The following is a 17,607-nucleotide window of genomic DNA, read 5'->3' as shown; positions in this document are numbered from 1 at the left end:
TTATCGACTTGAGAGCACCTTTTTGCTTATTTTTTCACTTCTGTTACACCCGTTACTTTTCCTTGATCCGAGGTATCGAAGGTGGATTGATACTTAGCATCTGCGAAGTAAACATTCCCTTCAACCGTTGCATTTACTAAGCTGAAGCCATCCGCTTCTACGTATACATCACCAATAAATGTACCGCCTTGAATACGAGCGTTTTTACTTTTGATTGTAAGTTTAGGTGCAGTTAGTTTAAAGGAGTTGGTGATATTGTGATCTGCATCTTGTGTGTAGAGAGCAATTTTACGAGCGGGTTCATCTTTATTCGTAAATTGTCCGTCCAGCACGAGATCCTCTGTGAAGGTCAAGTCTTTCAGTGTAGCAGCAATCCAAGTACCTTCTGCACTGATAGCCTTTTTAAAGGCCTCTTCATTGTCCACTACCGACGCTGAGGTTACAGCATCTGTGGTGTTATTAGTGTTGCCAGCATTATTGGTGTTACCAGGTGTAGTTGTGGCGGTGGGGGTGACGTTAGCGTTGTTATTGGTTGAGTTTCCGCATCCGACCAATAGCACAATTGCAAATACTGCGGCTACGCTTGCTATCTTTCTCATCTGTATAACCTCCCTGAGTAATTGTACTGATATCCTTCGTGCTTAATATAGACTGATTAGTTCCTATTAATGTGCTGTATTTCATAAAATATAAGAAAGTATAATTTTCGCGCCATACATTATCCTTATATTTCTCACACAAACGCTTACCGTCCTTGAGGTACGCTGAAGCCGTTTCTGCTTGTGGACACAATAATATTTACCGATCATTCTACAAATGGTAATATAGGCCTGGACATCTCTGGCGTATAGTATGACCTGGAAAAAATGAATTATTCGAAGAAATTTACGGAAAATAACATTCTTCTTTTGATGAAGCAGCATTTTGGATTACAATAAGTTAAGGTGAAAAAAGGAGCTGTACCAATGGCTAAACAGAAATATTATGTAGTATGGGAAGGCAAGCAGCCGGGAGTCTACAGCACTTGGGCAGAATGCCAGGCGCAGACCGATCACTATACCGGAGCCAAATATAAATCGTATGAATCTAAAGCGGCGGCAGATGCGGCTTATACAGCAGGTTGGAAAGGTAATTGGGGAACTGGGGCATCGGCATCAGGTGCGGCTAAGACTAAAGGGACAAGTTCTTTTAAACGAAGCGCTACAGTGGAGACCTCAGCGGAGATCGATTACAACAGCATTTCTGTGGATGTAGGTACGCGTGGAAATCCGGGTCCAGTCGAATACAAAGGCGTGGATACACAAACGGGCGATATTATTTTCTCTTGTGGTCCGATTAAGAAGGGCACTAATAATCTAGGTGAGTTTTTAGCGATTGTGCATGCCTTGGCGCTCCTGAAGAAAGAAGGAAGCACTAAAACGGTCTACAGTGACTCTGTGAATGCAATGAAGTGGGTAAAACAGAAAAAGGTTGCTACAACCTTGCCACGTGATGCTTCAACAGAGGAAATATGGGTGCTTATTGATCGGGCAGAACGTTGGTTGCAAACCAATACATATGACAATAAGGTACTTAAGTGGCAGACCAAAGAGTGGGGCGAGATCAAAGCAGATTATGGTCGGAAATAGGTACAGTAAGGTTCTGGGTTTCGGCTAGAGGAGGAGAATTGGGGATGTTCGGCAACGATTGGGATGAGATATTACAGGATGAAATGCAAAAGCCCTATTTTCTGGAGCTAATGGCTAATCTGGAAAATGAATATAAGGAACATACAGTCTATCCGCCAAAAGAATTACTGTTCACGGCGTTAAAGCATACACCTTATAGTGAGACACGGGTTGTTATTTTGGGACAGGACCCTTACCATGGAGCGGGGCAAGCTCATGGTTTGAGCTTCTCGGTAAATCCGGGGGTGCGTATACCCCCTTCTCTTCGTAATATTTATACGGAGTTAATGGAGGATATAGGTGCACCGATTCCAAACCACGGCTACTTAATGAAATGGGCAGAACAAGGAGTGCTTATGCTCAACTCGGTACTAACGGTACGTGAGGGAGAAGCGAATTCTCATAAAGGTCTAGGCTGGGAGACATTTACTGACACCATAATGAAGAAGTTAAATGAAAGAACTACACCGATGGTTTTTATTTTATGGGGAAGTCATTCACAAAAAAAAGGCGCCTTCATAGACCAAAGTCGACATGAGGTTATTCAGTCTCCACACCCGAGTCCGCTCTCGTCATATCGTGGATTCTTTGGCAGTCGTCCTTTTTCGAAGGTCAATCAGTTTTTGGAGTCGAAGGGAATGAAAGGGATCGATTGGTTCATTTCGGACTTATAGCTAATGGGATGTTGGGAAGGAGGAGGGAGCTATGAAGCATTGGGTTGGTAAACCGGTTATCATGTACTGCGGCGACGAACCTTACACAATCATGAAGGGCATTTTGCGCAAATGGGATCTTTCCGCTTCTGTAGCGGTTATCGGTCATCAGGAAATCGCTGTGCCGTTTCAGGATATTGTGGTCATCAAGGCTTTGGCTCCTAGAGAAAGAGCACTGCCTCCAGTCTTGCATTCTGTGGGTTATGTGATGAGGGAACGGCAGCAATTTGATAATGCAGTGTATTTTAAATCGGCGGTAAGCGTTTGGAAAGAGGATCGATTGATTGCTCTGAATACGACCATCGTTTCGCATACGAAAGGTTCAGTTACACTACAAGATGGACAGAACCTTATGAAAGGCAATCACATATTTGTGGTTCGTTCTTTACGGGGTTAATTTCAGTAACCCTATAAAAGAAAAACAAAAAGGTGCGTCTCCAATTGGAGACGGCACCTTTTTTTATTTATAAAACTGCATTCAGTTCGTAAGTGCTATAGATTCTCATTCTTGAGCGGCTCAGATTCTTCTTCTCGATCTGCAACAATAATTTCATACACTCGCAGAAAAATAATTTTGGCAATCATATAGACGGGCAGCGCAATAAGCACGCCAATAATACCGTAGAAATCCCCACCTATAAGAACAAGAATGACAGTGGTCAGTGGATGAACATCTAATGATTTTCCGTAAATGATCGGGGAGAGCACATTATCCTGAATTTGCTGTGCAATGAAGATGACGACCAGGGACCAGATGGCCATCGTAGGTGACTCAATGAATCCAACAATAACTACTGGTACTCCCGCAAGAAAAGAACCTACATAAGGAATGAAATTGAGCGGTACAGAAATTACTGCGAGCAGCAGTGAGTAGGGCAGTCCGATGATAAGGAAACCGATATACAACATAATACCGAGTACGACGTTTAGCACCACACGCGTGACGATGAAACTGCTGAGCGCACTGTCGATATCTCCAAACATCTCTTTTCCTTCCTTACGGTACTTTCTAGGGATTAAGCCCTGTAGTTTTGGTGACAGTTTATAGTCATCCTTCAGCATGTAGTACAGAATGATGGGCAAGGTAGCGATTAGAATAACAATACTCGAAACTACGCCGATCAAATTAGACATCGAGTTAGTCACCCAGGTAATAGCATCACTAAGATATTCTGATAGACGAGCGGCAATGTCCGATTCTCCTGTAAAAAAGCGTGACAGTGTCGGATTTTCCTTTAATGCATTGAACTGATCCTGTAGTCCCTGAACAAGGTAAGGAGTATTATCAATAAAATTCTGAATTTGTTCTTGCAACGTTGGCCAGACTAAAATCCAAAAAAGAACGAATAACCCCGCGAACAGGAAATAAATGAGCAGGATGGAGAATGCCCGGTTTAATTTTCTTTTCTCAAGAAGCCTTACTAAAGGTCGTAACAGGTAGTACATGAAACCTGATAGTACCATGGGAACGAGTAATAATCTGAAAATGGCAGCCAGTGGTGCGAATAGAAACATTACTTTGGAGCCTAAGTACAAAATAAGTAAAAAAGCGATAATAGCAAGACTTGTCCGAAAATACTTCTGTTGTTGCAATAGGAACATCCCCCAAGTTTAAAATAACAATCTATGTAGTTTAATAACCCTAATTCACAGGTCTTGATTCAAAAGATTGGATTACTCCCTTATAAGTAATTTCTGGAATATCCGTAGAGGATGACCATATGACGAAGGCTACGCCAAGTAAAAGGTTCACAACTCATGCCCTAAACATCATCATTTCAATCACTCGGGGGCTTCGTGAATTATCTTAACTTCCTCTTAGAAGATTTCTTCGTGGATAGGGTGAATATTTCTGGCACTTCAATCTCGCCTCCGCTTTCCTTCGTAACTTGTCTTGCTTTGACGAGAGATAAAAAGGCGAAAAATTCACCTAAAGTGGCCAGTCCGGCAGCAATGATCTCATAATCTTCAGCGCTTAATTCTGCTGTTTCCTCACGGCTAGTAACATTCCCATTGTCATTTCCATTACTATTTCCATTATTATTCGTATTGCCTTTACTGTTGTTTTTTTTGTTGTTTCTTCCGTTATTTCTTCCGTTAGCCATTTCTGATCACCCACTTTTTCCTATATGTAGTATTAATATGTTTTAAACACCCGTGATGAGATAGGCAATTGGTAAGTAATTTTCTAAAGGGGCAGTTTCACCTTTAAGAAAAGCTGAAAAGCTTCCAGTTATTACAATCTGTCGAAGTGTTATTTTTAATGATAAAGCGCTTTACAGATGATGAAAACGCTGTTAAAATCATAAACGAGCACAAATGATCAACATCAGTCATATTTAATCAAATCATGGTCAAGAAATTCCAAAGATAAGCGTATTTAATAGATGACAAAACGCTGTACCTTAAAGGAGCGAACCACGATGTTGTTTGAGGAAGAGAGAAAACAAAGAATCGTGCTTTTTGTAGAAAAGAATTCAAGAGCTTCGGTCCAAGAGCTAAGTCAGGAACTGGGTGTATCCGAGTCTACTGTGCGCCGTGACCTGAAGGAGCTTGAAGAAGCTAAGCTGTTGAAACGAACGCATGGCGGGGCTGTTTCACTGCAGAGTGTCAACTTTGAGGCGACCTATCCAGATAAGGAAGATCGCTTGTTGGATGAGAAGCAGAGGATTGCACGCAAGGCTGTAGAGATGATTCAGGAAGGCGACGCTATTTTGCTGGATGCTGGAACGACAACTCTGCAGATCGCCAGAGAGCTGAAGACTTTTTCTAATATCAAGGTTATTACGAATTCGATCATGGCGCTTAATGAACTGCGGGATTGTCGCAATATTGAAGTCTCGATTACAGGCGGTATGTTGCGACCGGATACGTTGGCCTTTGTAGGACCGATGACTGAACGTTCATTAGACATGGTGCGGGTGGATAAAACGTTTCTTGCAACCAACGGATTGGATTTGCGAGATGGCATCACAACACCAAATATGCTTGAAGCTGCGACTAAGCGCAAGATGATCTCGGTTGCGAAGCAAGTGATTCTGCTGGCTGATCATAGCAAGCTGGGTCAGGTATCCTTCTGCAAGGTTGCCGATGTGATGGAAATGGATCACTGCATTATTGATGCTGGTGCATCTGACAAGTTCATTCGTGAGCTCACGCAAATGGGCGTTGATGTCTCACTGGTATGACCTTAATTTGAAGGGTGAGGAATCATCGCAAGATCGTTTGGAGAAATTACATTTGCCGCATGTTTTGGCGGTAATCTATGGCTTAGAAAACCAAAATAATTGAGGGATAATTATGATCTATACAGTAACACTTAATCCTTCCATTGATTACATCGTGGAAGTTGAAGATTTGAGACTAGGTAACTTGAACCGGATGAAACGTGATTTGAAGCTTCCCGGCGGTAAAGGGATTAACGTATCACGCGTGTTAAATCAGCTTGAAGTTCAGAATAAGGCTATAGGCTTCCTTGGTGGATTCACCGGGAGATATATTGAGGAATGGCTGCAGAAAGAATCGATTTCAAGTGATTTCGTATTTGTTTCTGATGATACCCGAATTAACATCAAGCTTAAGCATGGAGAGGAAACGGAGATTAACGGTGCAGGACCCATCATCCGAGATACGGAGGCAGAGGCATTATTACAGAAAATGTCTGCTCTGAATGGAGGGGATATTGTGATTTTGTCCGGAAGTGTTCCCCCATCACTGGGTGCTGATTTCTATGACAGGTTGATATCTGTTTGCAAGCAGAGAGGGGCCGAATTCGTCATTGATACTACAGGTTCAGCTCTGGAAAAGGCACTCCCACATCAGCCGTTGCTCGTTAAGCCTAATCATCATGAGCTTGCAGAGCTATTCGGCGTGACGATACAGACTAAGGAAGAAATTATTACTTATGGTCGCAAGCTACTCGAAGCTGGCGCGAAGCATGTGTTAGTTTCAATGGCTGGTGAAGGTGCCTTGTTCATTACGGATCAGGGGGTATATCACGCCAATGCTCCCAAAGGAACAGTAAAGAATTCTGTAGGCGCAGGGGATTCTATGATCGCCGGATTCGTTGGCACACTGTCCTTGACTGGAGATTTAATGGAGGCTTTCCGTGCAGGAGTCGCCTCGGGCAGCGCAACCGCGTTCTCTGATGACTTGGCAAATAGAGAATTCATCGAGAAACTTAGACCGCTGATCGACATCTCAGAAGTGTAAGCAAACAGCATTCAAAGTACTCAAGGGAGTTGAAAGACATGAAAATTACGGATTTGATGATAAAAGATACAATGATTATGGATTTAAAAGCAACCACTAAAGAAGGCGCAATTGATGAATTGATTGCAAGTCTCGCCGCTAGTGGTCGAATTAATGATCCTGTTCTATTTAAAGAGATGATTCTGAAGCGTGAAGAGCAGTCCAGTACTGGGATTGGTGGCGGTATCGCAATGCCTCATGCCAAGACTAAAGCGGTAAATGAAGCGACGGTTGTGTTTGCTAAGAGTGCGACGGGCGTGGAATTTGAATCGTTAGATGATGAGCCGGCTCGGATCTTCTTTATGATTGCCGCCCCTGAAGGAGCGGGCAACATGCATCTTCGTACTTTGGCCTCGCTGTCCAGACTGTTGATCGATAGCGAATTCATTGAACAGCTGATGAATACCCGAACGCCAGATGAGGTAGCTGCTTTGTTCGATGCCAAGCAAGCGGAAGGGGAAGCTAAGGAGAAAGAGAACGAAGCTGCTGAAACTGTCGCGAAGTCAGAGCCTGAAAAGCTGATCGTCGGCAACCCAGATTCCCAAGCATTCGTCGTAGCTGTTACTGCTTGTCCTACTGGAATTGCGCATACCTTTATGGCTGAAGATGCACTTAAGAAGAAGGCTCTTGAAATGGGAGTCAATATCCGTGTAGAGACGAATGGTTCAGAGGGTGCTAAAAATGTATTAACACCCGATGAGATTCGTCGAGCAAGTGGCGTAATTGTCGCAGCAGATAAACAAGTGGAAATGGCTCGTTTCGATGGTAAGCCAGTGCTGCAAAGACCGGTTAGTGACGGTATTCGCAAATCGGAAGAGCTCATTCGCAAAGCTATGAACGGCGATGCACCCATCTACCATAATGAAGGTCGCAGCGGCAATGACGGAGAGTCAAATGAGAAGTCTGGCAGTATCGGTAGTAAAATATATAAGGACTTGATGAACGGTATCTCCCACATGCTGCCGTTTGTAGTCGGCGGTGGTATTTTGCTGGCGATTTCCTTCTTGATCGAACAAGTCGCTGGAGAGAATCACCCTCTATTCCAGTTGCTGCAGACGATTGGTGGCGGCGATGGGGCCTTCCATTTCCTAATTCCTATTCTTGCTGGATTTATTGCGATTAGTATTGGGGATCGTCCAGCCCTAATGCCAGGTATGGTTGGCGGATACATGGCCTTGAATTCCAATGCTGGATTCCTCGGCGGTCTGGCTGCAGGTTTCTTGGCTGGTTATGTTGTTATCGGTTTGCGCAAAGTATTTGCAGGTCTGCCGAAAACGCTCGACGGACTAAAGCCGATTCTGTTATATCCGGTATTCGGTCTTTTGATTACCGGGGGATTGATGTACTACCTGTTCGATCCGATCTTTAGCTGGATGAACGTAGGTCTCATTAATTGGCTTAATGACCTAGGAACCGTTAATGCAGTGATTCTGGGTCTCGTACTCGGTGGAATGATGGCCATTGATATGGGGGGCCCTTTCAATAAAGCGGCCTACACTTTTGCCATCGGGGTATTCACTACCAGTGGAAATACTAACGGATTCATGATGGCGGCTGTAATGGCAGGCGGTATGGTTCCTCCACTCGCAATAGCCCTTGCTACTACCTTCTTCAAGAATAAATTCACAGAATCAGAACGCAAATCTGGGTTAACTAACTATGTACTGGGCTTGTCGTTCATTACAGAAGGGGCGATTCCATTCGCCGCTGCCGATCCACTGCGTGTTCTAACCTCTTGTATCCTAGGTTCAGCTGTAGCTGGTGGTCTTACACAGCTGTGGAATATCAACGTTCCAGCGCCGCATGGTGGGATCTTCGTAGCCGCGCTTTCGAGCCATGCGTTATTGTTCCTTTTGGCCGTTCTGATCGGATCTGTTATTTCTGGATTAATGCTCGGATTATGGAAGAAACCTCTTGAGGCAAAGTAATAAAATAAATAATTTGAACTGCTGGGTGCCAGATGCTTATTCTGGTGTCCGGCAGTTTTTTGTTTGAATTTTGACCATGTATGCCCTCAACGCTTGCGAGAATAATCTCCTTCATTGAGGTTTATTTTTGTATAATTGAAAATATATATAACCAGAGGGCAAAGGAGCGAGCGAGATGATACTGCATAAGGGGGAGGTCTTGTTCCGTCAAGGGGACAGCTGCGAATTCTTATACAAGGTGAAAAGTGGGCTGTTCAAGGTAACAAGGCTTCATGAGAATGGGAACATGGTGCTCTTCAACATCTTGTATCCCGGTGAGATGGTTCCCCATCATTCACTCATTTCGCCAAAGGAGGCGCATGGAACAGCGGTTGCGATGATGAAGAGCGAGGTGGAGGCGGTCCCTTCAGCGGAATGGTATCAACAGGTACGTGATGAGCCAGGTCGAGCGATGGAAATCGCCATCCTTCTTCAGGAGAAGGTACGGTTTATGCAGACTCGGCTAGATCACCTTACTGTTGGAACACCCGCAGAACGTATGGAACTGTTAACCCGTTGGTTCAATGACTACTCTCATGGCGCAGCGCTAACAGAGCTTTTGACACAGGAAGAAATTGGACAATTGATCGGTGTGAGACGTGAAACAATCAATCGTTTGTTGCGTACCGTGGAGTGATTCCTGCCTATTTTTATAGCTAACTGTTTAGAGTGGGGGATCTCCGTGGTATAATGTATTCAGAACTTATTAAATTAGAGAAAGGATCAGGATACCATGTGTCCCCGAAGGACGATTCCCCAAAGGACGATTTGGAAACGTTATGATCTGTCTTATACTTAGCTTCCCTGTAGAAGGTGCGTGAACCGTTGTTACTCGACGAACCGCCTCTGCGAGGGGAAGGAGTATATATATGCGAAGGAGCAATACCTCCGGTTTTACCCGTCGTAGAGGTTGGTGGGACGTTTAGCCGCCATATACGATAAGGGGAGACCTGTATGAGGAACCACAATTACGGAGTGAATATACTGCTCCGGTTGACAGTCATTTTGTTTGGAACATTTTTGCTTGCATTTACTTATTATCACATTAATTTTCAGAATCATTTGTCAGAGGGCGGATTCGTAGGATTATCGCTGCTTGGCAAATACGTATTAGGAATTTCACCTTCAATTTCAACTCTGCTTCTAGACGTTCCAGTACTCTTGATTGCATGGATGTTCAAAGGGAAAGCGTTCGTGTGCAACACCTTTGTTTCTGTAGGAGCTTTTACAATCTTTTACGGACTCATGGAACGTTATTCCGGTTTGGTCATCAACTTGCAGGGCAACTTGGCATTAGCAGCCCTTTTGTCTGGCGTACTGACAGGTTTAGGCGCGGGAATTATTCTGCGAAGCGGCGGCGCAAGTGGTGGAGACGATATTTTGTCGCTGCTGATCAGTGAATGGAAGGGAATCAAAGTAGGTACAGTATTCATCATGTTGGACGTAATCGTTCTGGCGTTATCACTCTTTTATATGCCTGTTAAAGAAACGATGTATACCGTGATGGCGGTAGTCGTAGCTGGCTATGTGATCACTTTTACAACCTCTTTAGGCAAACCGAAGTTAGTGAAGGCGCCAAAGATTCAGTCTACGCTGCGAAAACCACATGATGGTACGGTAATGTGAATAAGGCTGTATAAACAGCTTATTTCGGGGATATACTATAATTAAGGTCAGCCAGAATTTCTGGTTGACTTTTTTTTGTTGGATATGAGAAGTAATTTATAGAGTTGCAGACATCAGGCGTTGCCAGTGTAAATCAAGGCCTCAGACGCTTCATCCATACTAAAAGGTGGCGCACAGTGAAAATCCTGTGCGCCACCTTTTAGTTAACCTATAACTCTTGTGTCCGCCTTTGAATCTTGTAGGGACATATAGACAACCTTGTCCTTTTGTTTAGCCTGCGGCATTCGTGATAGCGGCGCATTCGTCTGAGCAATGACCACTATGCTCCTTTTCGCAGTCCTCACAGCAAATATGCTGAAGATGGCAAGCATCATTGGCGCAGTTGATGAATTTGTCAGCTGGCTGACCGCAGTGATGGCAACGACCAACAACGATATCCTCGTCGGTATGATTAATCTGTACGGAGATCCGCTCATCGAAGACATAACATTTTCCATCAAACAGTTGGCCCTGTACCTCAGGGTCTTTACCATAAGTCACAATGCCGCCATCCAGCTGGTACACCTGCCCAAAACCTTCCTTCATCATAAACCCGCTTAATTTCTCGCAGCGGATTCCGCCTGTACAGTAGGTCAGGATTGGTCTATCCTTAAGCTCGCTCATATTCTCGCGAATCCAGTCCGGGAATTCTTTGAAGCTGTCTACTTCGGGGCGGATGGAACCGCGGAAATGACCAAGATCGTATTCGTAGCCGGTACGACCATCTAGTATCACCACATCATCGCGCTGCATCATCTCATAGAAATCTTTAGGCGCCAGATGCTCTCCGGTGATCACGTTAGGGTCCAGTTCATCCTCGACCCGGAAGGTCACAAGTTCCTTTTTATAACGAACAAAGATCTTTTTGAAGGCATGACCATCGGCCTCATCGATCTTGAAGACGATATCGCTAAACAGCGGATTTGCGCGCAAATCCTTCATGTATTGCTCGGTTTGGGCAATCGTACCAGATAGTGTCCCGTTAATGCCTTCATCTGAGATGAGAATTCGTCCTTTTACGTCAAGCTCTTTGCAATAAGCCAAATGCTCCTGGGCGAATAGTTCTGCATCCGGCACGTTTACAAATTTATAGTATAGCAGAATTGCATATTCCGATTGTGGTTTCATTCTTTTCACCTTTATCATTAGAATTAGACTACTAAATAAACGTTTAAGTATAAAAAGTATTGTAACATATTATCAGGACTTGAAAAAGATACTCTTGAATCGGTAATGGTTAAAACAAGTGGTGGAGACGATATTTTGTCGCTGCTGATCAGTGAATGGAAGGGAACCAGGGTAGGCACAGTATTCAAACTGTTGGACGCAGAAGTTAGGGCAATATCACTCTTTTGTATGCCTGCAAAAGAAACAAGTTATACGGTGATGGCGGTAGTCGTAGCGGCTGTCTTGTCGCTATGACGTCTTCGGTGGATTATAAAATTGAGCAGTCGCTGCCATTTAGCCGTATGGCTGACCGCATTTTGTACGCTGCCGGTAACAGCGGACGCAAAGCATAGGGAAGCGTGCTTAGCGGGATCGACAATCTGCTGGACGGCAGATAAGTTTGTGCGTGGTTAAGGGGTACAACATTCGAAGCACAGAATGAGCGGTTTTAGCGAGCTGGCTTATTAGGGAGGGAAACAAGGGCAAAAATGCCCTTGTTTTGTTTGAATTAGCCTGAATGGAGCGAAAGAGGGGCAGAAATACCCTAGATTTGTAGGAATTATCTAAAATGGCGTGAAAGAAGCTCGGATTGAGCGAATCCAGCCAAAAGAACGGTATAAATCCCGTAGAAAAGCTGAATTGGGCTGAATCGACCGGCCTTCGTACCAGTTCAGTTTACTTCAACATGACATGGGTTACTTATGTTCGATGTGATATCGCCGTTCGACGTTTATATTATCGACTCTGTGATGTCTACCGCTAATGTATCTGCAACTAACTATATGGTGGGACCCATGAATGGTTATGCTCATTCATGGGTCTTTTTTCTAAGGGCAGGCTTGGCATAGTTTAGTTCATAACCATTAAATACCGGCTTATGAGAGGCTGGTTCAGGTATGATGAGTCCAATACTATTTAACACATTGGAGGAATGTCTATTGGAACTGGAATTGGAACTGGAATTGAAATTAGATTATGAATTTGACCAAGAAATTAAGAATGCATTAACCTGGGCTAAGGAGCGGCTGGATTCGCAGGATTATCCACTGCGTTGTCTAGCATTTGTAGAAGACGCTTATGAGAGAAGCAATGGAATCGAAATGTGGGGAGGCAGCGATGCACAAGAATCGGCTGATCTGTACGAAGCACACAAGAATACTGGTAATCCACCAGCTGGCGCGTTTGTTTTTTATTCCTGCTCCGGCATGGTAGAGGGAGAGCTGAAGCATTGGGGGCATGTGGCCTTAGCCCTTGGGAATGGTGAGGCGATTCATGCATGGGATAAAGTCAGAATAGATCATTATTTAGAGATTGGTCATCTGCAAGCTGCTCCTGGTTGGACGAAACCTGAGTTTATCGGCTGGGCGCCAGTTCAGAGAGTACTCGCTGGGATGCAGAAGAAACAGTAGGTGTGATTTGCATTATGTGGGTCTAATCTACATTATAGAGTTACTTAAATAGAAGTCTCTAGAACTTAGCTGCTGAGCAATCAGTTCCTTTTAAATACCTAAGAACCCTGAACCCTTCAATAGGGAGTATCAAGGGTTCTTTTTGCACTGTCTACGCTCGCCGATCTGCCTCACATACGCTCGCAGAACTGTCTCACATTCCCCCTCACAATTTGACTAACCCTGTCCACGATGTATATATTATTTGGCAAGCCCCTATATTGTTAAGGCTCTGACCGGAGGCATGATATGTTCAAAATATTTATTATAGAAGATGACCGTGGACTGGTGGCTCTGCTACAGGATTATTTACATAAGTTTGGATATGAGACACAGGCTGTGAATGATTTCGAGCGGGTTCGTGCTCAGTTTGAGACGTTCGCTCCGCACCTGGTTCTATTAGATGTTAATTTGCCAAAATACGATGGGTATTACTGGTGTCGCCAGATTCGAGGCATTTCTACCTGCCCTATCCTTTTTATATCTGCCCGTGACGGCAAAATGGATCAGGTGATGGCGCTAGAGAACGGGGCTGACGATTATATTACGAAGCCTTTTGATTACGAAATTGCGATGGCTAAAATCAAAAGCCAGCTACGACGCGCATACGGTACCTATGCGGGAAGCAACAATGAGCGAACCCTGACCGTTGCCGGAATGACGCTGGATGTGGAGCGACTAATCCTTACTAGAGGAGAAACCAAAGTGGACTTAAGTCACACAGAAGCCAAGATTCTAGATGAGCTGATGCAAAAGTCGGGAACTATCGTTACCCGCGACAGACTGCTCGAAAAAATCTGGGATGATCAAGCCTTCGTGGATGAGAATACACTTAATGTCTATGTCACTCGTGTGCGTAAAAAGCTTGCCGCTCTTGAGATTACGGACGGTCTACAAACCGTTCGAGGTCAAGGCTATCGCTTGATTCCGAATTGGGGGGATGAGGAGTGAAGCTATTTTTAAGGGAGCAGATCCCTTTAATTGTTATCTATCTAGCACAGCTCATCTTGATCACACTAGTATATCGGCTGGATGGGGGCAGTGGTGTGAGCGTAAGTCTGTACGCTGCTCTTCTCAGTACCTGTCTGCTGCTTGGCTACCTCGCTTATCGGTATATCAGCAATCGTACGTTCTATGAACGACTGGAAACTGTACCTTCCTCTCTAGATGAAGCGGGTGGCCCTTCACAGGATTCTCCACTTGCCGTGAGTTTGCGAGGTCTACTAGGGTCACAATTCCGACTCTACAAAAATGATTTACATAGCTACCGCCACAAGCTGGAAGAACATATTCACTTTATTAATCAGTGGGTACATGGGATGAAGACACCATTGTCTGTCATCCATTTAATGATTCAAGATAAGGACGGACCGCCTTTTACGGCGATAGGAGATGAACTCGATCGTCTGAAAAAAGGACTGGACACCGTACTTTATACGGCTCGGCTAGATACTTTTGAGCATGATTTTTACGTGGAACGTTTGGAGTTGGAAACCCTCGTACGTGGCGTGACCTCAGAGCAGAAGCGTCTGTTCATACGTAACCGAATATTTCCTACTATTAAAATAGATGAGCGAATTGCCGTAACCACAGACGAAAAGTGGCTAAGTTTTGTGCTTACGCAGATCATTACGAATGCAATCCGTTATACGACGGAAGTCGGCAAGCATGTATATTTTCATGGGTACATACAAGAGGAAAAAAGAGCTGTACTGGAGATACGAGATGAAGGAGTTGGCATACCAGCAGGTGATCTGCCGCGTGTGTTTGATCCTTATTTTACAGGTGTGAATGGACGAACCTTTCAAGAATCCACGGGGATGGGTTTATATCTTGTGAAACAGATCTGCGGCAAGCTGGGTCACGAGGTGAGCATTTGCTCAGAAGAAGGTAAGGGCACGACCGTGCGGATAGTGTTTAGGGAGTTCTACCTTACAAATATGTAAGGTCATTGTAAGTTAGAGAAATGGCAGCCTGAGTAGACACTTTGTATAATGAAGGCAATCCAGTCGAAAGAAGGAGAGGTAACACTTGCCCATTCTAGATGTTCATAATTTATCAAAAATATATGAGGGTAAAGTGTCCACTCAGGCATTGAATCATATCCGCTTTTCTGTTGAAAAGGGGGAGTTCGTTGGCATCATGGGTCCTTCGGGGAGTGGAAAAACAACGCTGCTCAACACGATCGCCACCATCGACCAGCCGACCTCCGGTCAGATTCTGATCAACGAGCGAGATCCCAATCTGCTTAGCAGAAAAGAAAAGGCACTCTTTCGCCGTCATGAGCTCGGTTTCGTCTTTCAGCATTTCAATCTACTGGATACGCTCACTGTAGAGGAGAATATTGTACTGCCTCTCACACTTGCTGGTGTCCATGTAACGGAAATGGAGAGCAGGTTGAAAGAAGTAGCAAGTATGCTGGACATTGAGCATTTGCTGCAAAAACGGACATACGAGATTTCTGGTGGACAAATGCAGCGGACTGCCATCGCCCGCGCGATGATTCATCGTCCTGCTCTGATTTTAGCAGATGAGCCTACAGGGAATCTGGATTCCAAAGCTTCAGGTGAAGTCATGAATATGCTGACAGAGGTGAATAAGGAAGAAGGGGCAACGGTGCTGATGGTCACACATGATGCAGTGGCCGCGAGCTTTTGTAACCGAGTCATCTTTATTAAAGACGGACGTTTCTATAGTGAAATGTACAGGGGGAGCAGTAGAGGCGCTTTCTTCCAAAGTATTATTGATATGTTGTCTCTGCTTGGGGGAACTAGCCATGACCTTTCGGCAATTCGCTTATAGGAATGTTACACGTAACAAGCGTAAATATGCGGCTTATTTTGTCGTCAGTGCTTTTTCAGTGATGATCTTTTTTGTGTGCGCTTTGTTTATTTACCATCCGGATATCTCTAAAAGCTTGGTGTACAGTACGGCAGCTCATACGATGATGGCGGCAGAAGCCATTATTTATGTGTTTTGCTCCTTGTTTGTTCTCGTATCGGTCGGATCGTTCCTACAGTCTCGTAAGATGGAGTTTGGGATTTTATTGATGCATGGAATGACGAAGCGCCAGCTCAACACGATGGTTTTTTTGGAAAATATGATGATCGGCACCTCTGCCATCCTGACAGGTACTTTATTAGGGTTAATTCTTGGCAAGCTGTTTTTGATGATTGGATCTACTTTTCTAGGAATACCTCTTTTAACGTTTCATCTTCCATGGCAGGCGCTTGTACTTACGATATGCAGCTTTGCGCTGTTATTTATTCTAATCTCGCTGAGCACGTTCTTCTTTATTGGGAATGAATCTTTGATGCGGCTGTTTCAGGGAGAACGAAAAGCAGAAGAGGAGCCTAAAGTTTCCTTAGTGTTATCTATACTATCTGCTTTATTGCTGCTAACGGGCTATTATATGGCAGCTACAGCACAAGCGGCTTCGGTTGAAAAGGTGATGTTCCCCGTCGTTGTGATTACGGTAGCGGGTACCTATCTCTTTTATACTCAGCTGAGTATTTACACTGTTAAACTACTTAAGACGATCCGGCGCCTGTATTGGAACCATACCAATATCATTACTTTATCGGGTTTATCCTACCGCTGGAAAGAAAATGCCCGAATGTTCTTTATGGTGACGATTGTATCCGCAGTATCTTTTACTTCAGTGGGGGTATTCGCATCGATCCATACGCTTTCTAGAGAGCTGAAATTGGACTATCCCGCAGCTGTTGGTTATGTAGCTAAAGGCAATCAGTCGGCGGTACCTTTTGATCAGCATTTGGACGAAATTAAGGAAGAGCTTACAATGCTCGGTTTACCCTATGAGACACTTAGCATTCCGATCAAATACGCAGAGGTAGAATCTCAGACCGGGCCAGATCGCACGTTAAGGCTTCCTTTGATTGCTTACAGTGATTATAAGCTTGCTTTGCTTCGTGCAGGGTTTACGACGGATGAGCACCCTCTTAGTGGAGATGAAGGTCTGGTGATGATCGGTTCGCAACGAGACCGGAGTCTGCAAGCGGGTAGACTAAAGCCGGTATACACCTTGAAGCAAGGTCTTTCCATTCAAGAAACGGGTTATACCCAGCATGTTCCGATTGCCGAATATCTATTGCCGGAGCTGGATGGAAGGGATGGGGGAGATTTCAGTGGTGTTGTGATTAGCGATGAGCTTTACAAGGCTATTGATCCCGTACAGACCGATTTGTATACAGGATTTTATATGGATGACTTTCCGCGAACGGTAGGGATAGCGGCAGATCTTGCCCATAAAGGCAAAAGGTCTTATGAAAGTAACTCGCCATACGCGATTGTTGTTAGCGGCACGCTGTTTGAAATACAGAGAACACTGTACAATACGATGCTGTTCGCTTCTTTATTGGTGGGTACTGTCTTTTTCATTGCAGCCGGCAGCTTCCTTTACTTCCGGTTGTATACAGATCTAGATCATGATCGTCTTCAATATTCTACATTGTCCAAAATGGGACTTACAGATCAGGAGCTAAACCGAATTGTAACGATTCAATTGTCTTTGTTATTTTTTGTGCCGGTTGGGGTGGCCATTTTGCATAGTGTGTTTGCCTTTATTGCGCTTCAGCGGTTGTTCTACTTATCAATTGCTGTGGAGACCGGGGCGGTATTATTGGGATATCTGGCTGTCCAGGGGCTTTACTTCTTTTTTATTCGCAGCCGTTATTTACGCAACTTGAAGAAGAACTTGATCTAAATA

At 44.4% G+C, this 17,607-nt stretch carries 18 protein-coding genes; 14 read left to right on the top strand and 4 right to left on the bottom strand.

Going from position 1 to position 17,607, the window contains the following annotated elements; translation table 11 throughout:
• Positions 1–26: 26 nt before the first annotated feature.
• The gene (locus tag QNH28_RS21620; RefSeq protein ID WP_283908489.1) at positions 27–599 is read right to left on the bottom strand and encodes a hypothetical protein; all 573 of its coding nucleotides are present in this window, start codon (positions 597–599) and stop codon (positions 27–29) included.
• A gap of 366 nt (positions 600–965) precedes the next feature.
• On the opposite strand from QNH28_RS21620, the gene rnhA reads away from it, so the two are divergent.
• Genes rnhA through QNH28_RS21605 form a run of 3 tightly spaced genes read left to right on the top strand, consistent with a single transcriptional unit; the run spans position 966 to position 2,777 of the window.
• Positions 966–1,628 (top strand): ribonuclease H, encoded by a 663-nt coding sequence (gene rnhA, locus QNH28_RS21615; protein ID WP_283908488.1) that lies wholly within the window; start codon positions 966–968, stop codon positions 1,626–1,628.
• A gap of 44 nt (positions 1,629–1,672) precedes the next feature.
• Positions 1,673–2,341, top strand: coding sequence for a uracil-DNA glycosylase (gene ung, locus QNH28_RS21610; RefSeq protein WP_283908487.1), 669 nt, complete (start codon positions 1,673–1,675; stop codon positions 2,339–2,341).
• Between the two features lie 31 nt (positions 2,342–2,372).
• Positions 2,373–2,777, top strand: coding sequence for a hypothetical protein (locus tag QNH28_RS21605; RefSeq protein WP_283908486.1), 405 nt, complete (start codon positions 2,373–2,375; stop codon positions 2,775–2,777).
• Between the two features lie 95 nt (positions 2,778–2,872).
• Here QNH28_RS21605 and QNH28_RS21600 read toward each other — a convergent pair whose 3' ends face one another.
• Both QNH28_RS21600 and QNH28_RS21595 read right to left on the bottom strand, forming a co-directional pair.
• Positions 2,873–3,982 (bottom strand): AI-2E family transporter, encoded by a 1,110-nt coding sequence (locus QNH28_RS21600; protein WP_283908485.1) that lies wholly within the window; start codon positions 3,980–3,982, stop codon positions 2,873–2,875.
• A gap of 200 nt (positions 3,983–4,182) precedes the next feature.
• A complete protein-coding gene (locus QNH28_RS21595; RefSeq protein WP_283908484.1) occupies positions 4,183–4,485 on the bottom strand; it encodes a hypothetical protein in 303 nt (100 codons plus the stop codon).
• Positions 4,486–4,767: 282 nt separating this feature from the next.
• Between QNH28_RS21595 and QNH28_RS21590 the strand changes: the two genes are divergently transcribed.
• From QNH28_RS21590 to QNH28_RS21570, 5 genes are all read left to right on the top strand, one after another.
• On the top strand, positions 4,768–5,568 hold the full coding sequence (locus QNH28_RS21590; protein ID WP_349655005.1) for a DeoR/GlpR family DNA-binding transcription regulator: 801 nt from the start codon (positions 4,768–4,770) through the stop codon (positions 5,566–5,568).
• A gap of 112 nt (positions 5,569–5,680) precedes the next feature.
• The gene (gene pfkB, locus QNH28_RS21585; RefSeq protein ID WP_283908482.1) at positions 5,681–6,592 is read left to right on the top strand and encodes a 1-phosphofructokinase; all 912 of its coding nucleotides are present in this window, start codon (positions 5,681–5,683) and stop codon (positions 6,590–6,592) included.
• Between the two features lie 38 nt (positions 6,593–6,630).
• On the top strand, positions 6,631–8,559 hold the full coding sequence (locus tag QNH28_RS21580; RefSeq protein WP_283908481.1) for a PTS fructose transporter subunit IIABC: 1,929 nt from the start codon (positions 6,631–6,633) through the stop codon (positions 8,557–8,559).
• 175 nt (positions 8,560–8,734) lie between these two features.
• Complete coding sequence (locus tag QNH28_RS21575) at positions 8,735–9,235, top strand: Crp/Fnr family transcriptional regulator (RefSeq protein ID WP_283908480.1); 501 nt, start codon at positions 8,735–8,737, stop codon at positions 9,233–9,235.
• 317 nt (positions 9,236–9,552) lie between these two features.
• Entirely contained in the window at positions 9,553–10,224 is a 672-nt protein-coding gene (locus QNH28_RS21570; protein ID WP_283908479.1) for a YitT family protein, read from the top strand.
• Positions 10,225–10,494: 270 nt separating this feature from the next.
• Here the strand turns inward: QNH28_RS21570 and trhO are convergent, their stop codons facing one another.
• A complete protein-coding gene (trhO, locus tag QNH28_RS21565) occupies positions 10,495–11,391 on the bottom strand; it encodes an oxygen-dependent tRNA uridine(34) hydroxylase TrhO (protein ID WP_283908478.1) in 897 nt (298 codons plus the stop codon).
• A 105-nt stretch (positions 11,392–11,496) separates the two neighbouring features.
• Between trhO and QNH28_RS21560 the strand changes: the two genes are divergently transcribed.
• The 6 genes from QNH28_RS21560 (at position 11,497) to QNH28_RS21535 (ending at position 17,604) form a co-directional block, all read left to right on the top strand.
• The gene (locus QNH28_RS21560; RefSeq protein WP_283908477.1) at positions 11,497–11,685 is read left to right on the top strand and encodes a YitT family protein; all 189 of its coding nucleotides are present in this window, start codon (positions 11,497–11,499) and stop codon (positions 11,683–11,685) included.
• Positions 11,686–12,368: 683 nt separating this feature from the next.
• Complete coding sequence (locus QNH28_RS21555; protein WP_283908476.1) at positions 12,369–12,839, top strand: NlpC/P60 family protein; 471 nt, start codon at positions 12,369–12,371, stop codon at positions 12,837–12,839.
• A 288-nt stretch (positions 12,840–13,127) separates the two neighbouring features.
• Positions 13,128–13,829: a response regulator transcription factor gene (locus QNH28_RS21550; protein ID WP_283908475.1), complete on the top strand. Its 702-nt coding sequence runs from the start codon at positions 13,128–13,130 to the stop codon at positions 13,827–13,829.
• Entirely contained in the window at positions 13,826–14,824 is a 999-nt protein-coding gene (locus tag QNH28_RS21545) for a sensor histidine kinase (protein WP_283908474.1), read from the top strand. Before QNH28_RS21550 ends, QNH28_RS21545 begins: the two co-directional genes overlap by 4 nt.
• Positions 14,825–14,909: 85 nt before the next feature.
• On the top strand, positions 14,910–15,680 hold the full coding sequence (locus tag QNH28_RS21540; RefSeq protein WP_283908473.1) for an ABC transporter ATP-binding protein: 771 nt from the start codon (positions 14,910–14,912) through the stop codon (positions 15,678–15,680).
• Positions 15,655–17,604, top strand: a complete 1,950-nt coding sequence (locus tag QNH28_RS21535; RefSeq protein ID WP_283908472.1) for an ABC transporter permease — start codon at positions 15,655–15,657, stop codon at positions 17,602–17,604. Before QNH28_RS21540 ends, QNH28_RS21535 begins: the two co-directional genes overlap by 26 nt.
• The last annotated feature ends 3 nt before the right edge of the window (positions 17,605–17,607 follow it).

The sequence above is a fragment of the Paenibacillus sp. G2S3 genome, from assembly GCF_030123105.1.
Lineage (GTDB): Bacteria > Bacillota > Bacilli > Paenibacillales > Paenibacillaceae > Paenibacillus_AQ.
The sequence above is the reverse complement of the archived record's forward strand: the minus strand, read 5'-3'. Positions and strand labels throughout refer to the sequence as shown.

Bases quoted from the DNA above. Each gene is read 5' to 3' on its own strand.
- pfkB (WP_283908482.1), top strand. From the start codon at position 5,681: ATGATCTATACAGTAACACTTAATCCTTCCATTGATTACATCGTGGAA.
- QNH28_RS21590 (WP_349655005.1), top strand. From the start codon at position 4,768: ATGACAAAACGCTGTACCTTAAAGGAGCGAACCACGATGTTGTTTGAG.
- QNH28_RS21560 (WP_283908477.1), top strand. From the start codon at position 11,497: ATGGTTAAAACAAGTGGTGGAGACGATATTTTGTCGCTGCTGATCAGT.
- QNH28_RS21550 (WP_283908475.1), top strand. From the start codon at position 13,128: ATGTTCAAAATATTTATTATAGAAGATGACCGTGGACTGGTGGCTCTG.
- QNH28_RS21620 (WP_283908489.1), bottom strand. From the start codon at position 599: ATGAGAAAGATAGCAAGCGTAGCCGCAGTATTTGCAATTGTGCTATTG.
- QNH28_RS21600 (WP_283908485.1), bottom strand. From the start codon at position 3,982: ATGTTCCTATTGCAACAACAGAAGTATTTTCGGACAAGTCTTGCTATT.
- rnhA (WP_283908488.1), top strand. From the start codon at position 966: ATGGCTAAACAGAAATATTATGTAGTATGGGAAGGCAAGCAGCCGGGA.
- QNH28_RS21575 (WP_283908480.1), top strand. From the start codon at position 8,735: ATGATACTGCATAAGGGGGAGGTCTTGTTCCGTCAAGGGGACAGCTGC.
- QNH28_RS21535 (WP_283908472.1), top strand. From the start codon at position 15,655: ATGACCTTTCGGCAATTCGCTTATAGGAATGTTACACGTAACAAGCGT.
- QNH28_RS21605 (WP_283908486.1), top strand. From the start codon at position 2,373: ATGAAGCATTGGGTTGGTAAACCGGTTATCATGTACTGCGGCGACGAA.
- QNH28_RS21570 (WP_283908479.1), top strand. From the start codon at position 9,553: ATGAGGAACCACAATTACGGAGTGAATATACTGCTCCGGTTGACAGTC.
- QNH28_RS21580 (WP_283908481.1), top strand. From the start codon at position 6,631: ATGAAAATTACGGATTTGATGATAAAAGATACAATGATTATGGATTTA.
- QNH28_RS21595 (WP_283908484.1), bottom strand. From the start codon at position 4,485: ATGGCTAACGGAAGAAATAACGGAAGAAACAACAAAAAAAACAACAGT.
- trhO (WP_283908478.1), bottom strand. From the start codon at position 11,391: ATGAAACCACAATCGGAATATGCAATTCTGCTATACTATAAATTTGTA.
- ung (WP_283908487.1), top strand. From the start codon at position 1,673: ATGTTCGGCAACGATTGGGATGAGATATTACAGGATGAAATGCAAAAG.